The organism is Burkholderia sp. HI2714 (assembly GCF_002223085.1).
In the GTDB taxonomy this organism is placed as follows: Bacteria; Pseudomonadota; Gammaproteobacteria; order Burkholderiales; family Burkholderiaceae; genus Burkholderia; species Burkholderia lata_D.
This window is the reverse complement of sequence record NZ_NKFM01000039.1, coordinates 1-1,744: the sequence shown is the minus strand read 5'-3', so window position 1 is coordinate 1,744 and position 1,744 is coordinate 1. Positions and strand designations below refer to the sequence as shown.

The window sequence follows — 1,744 nt, the reverse complement described above, 5'->3', positions numbered from 1 at the left end:
TACAGCCCGGAGCTCAATCGCATCGAGAAACTGTGGCACAAGATGAAATATGAGTGGCTGGCCTTCAAGGCGCGTGACATCCAAACCCTTGAAGAAGACGTCGATACGGTCCTTCAAGGATTCGGATCAAATTATAGATTTACTTTCTGTTGAGAGCTTACAATAGATATCGGGTTCTCAGCGCTTATTGACGCTTGACAGGTCACCATAAATTGAGCAGCTCGAGAGCGAGCGCGGCAAGCCGCGCAATCCGTTCATCAACGCCGGTGCGCTGGTCGTCACCGACGTGCTGTACCGCCGCTTCGTGAAGGCCGAGACGGCGCTCGTCGAATTCGTGCGGCGGCTGATCGGCGCGAACGACATCGACTACGATTCGCGCGTTGCGCAATCGGAGCTGCAGCATGCAGAGCGCAACCGCGCGATGGCGCACTTCATGGCGAGCTTCGGCAACATGCAGATGCCGCCCGACATCGTGATCGATGCGTATTGCCGCCAGTGCACGATCACGATGAACTGCGTCGAGCTCGCGCGCGCCGCGCTGTTCCTCGCGAACAGCGGTGTCGCGCCGGTCACCGGCGAGCGGATCGTCGATTCGAGTTCCGCGAAGCGGCTGTCGGCGCTGATGCTGACCTGCGGCACCTACGATGCGGCGGGGGATTTCGTGTATCGCGTCGGGCTGCCCGCGAAAAGCGGTGTCGGCGGCGGGACCGTCGCCGTGCTGCCGGGCGAGATGGCCGTGTGCGTGTGGGCGCCGGGGCTCGATGCGAACGGGAACTCGCTGGCGGGGACTACGGCTTTGGAATGGTTGACGACTTATTCGGGAAGGTCGATTTTTTGTAGCGGCGAAGTTGGGCGTGCCTCATCCGGCGCAATGGCGTCAGGTGAATATCGGCGCGCTCAATGGAGAACTCGCCATTCGGAAGCAATCGCCCCCACAGAGACATGCAGCGGTCCACACAACAAAAACCACGGAAAATGAAAATATTCCTCGTCGCTTCATTGGGTGTGTCATTGCTTGCTCAAACATCACCCGCCTTCGCGGATAGTGATAACGGGAAAAAGATCTTCCTGGCGAGATGTGCGATGTGCCATGGAGCAGATGCCAGAGGCACGGGGCCATTGGCCAATAAAAGCAACCCACCCACGCCCGACCTCACGACGCCCGCCTTCAAGAAGCGGCTCAACGATTATCCAGGCGTTATTGTCTCGTCAGTCATCCTCCGCCCCAATGGGGACCTGATTCCGAAAACGTTGCGAGAGAGCGGCGTAAAACTCCCGCCCCACTCCTGGACAGTCCAAGATTTCCGCGATTTGAATCAATACATGAGCGGATTGATTTTGAAAAAATGAATGTGTTGCCGCGGGTTTATATTGCCGGCATGCTGGTGCTGGAGGGGTTGACGACTGATTCGGGAAGGTCGATTTTTTGAGGCGGCGCAGTCGAGCGTGCCTCTCCAAAGGCGGATTCGGCCGGCGCTCACGTCACGGTTCGCACGACGCCTCCCCGCACACCCGTCAGCGACCGCGCGTCACGCGTGCCCTGGCCTTCCCGTCCTTCGAGACGGGATGACGATTGCCCAGGAGTTCGACCAGCCGTGTCTCGCATTCGGACAATGCGTAGTCGGACATGCGAAATTCAGGCGGTCGTTTCGAGCTGCGCGCAACGCGACCTCGTCGCGAGTTGAATCGCGCGCGTCAACACCGCCGCCCATCGAAATGGCAAGTGCATGGGTACGCCAACCCG

General features: G+C 59.2%; 1 protein-coding gene and 1 pseudogene. Both read left to right on the top strand.

What is annotated here, in order from left to right; translation table 11 throughout:
* Window positions 1-217: 217 nt before the first annotated feature.
* Window positions 218-835, top strand: a pseudogene (gene glsA / locus CFB82_RS22045) (glutaminase A); the annotation flags it as partial.
* 140 nt (window positions 836-975) lie between these two features.
* Window positions 976-1,350, top strand: a complete 375-nt coding sequence (locus CFB82_RS22040) for a cytochrome c (protein ID WP_089485283.1) — start codon at window positions 976-978, stop codon at window positions 1,348-1,350.
* The last annotated feature ends 394 nt before the right edge of the window (window positions 1,351-1,744 follow it).

Excerpts from the sequence above, each read along its gene's own strand:
- CFB82_RS22040 (WP_089485283.1), top strand. The coding sequence starts at position 976 with ATGAAAATATTCCTCGTCGCTTCATTGGGTGTGTCATTGCTTGCTCAA.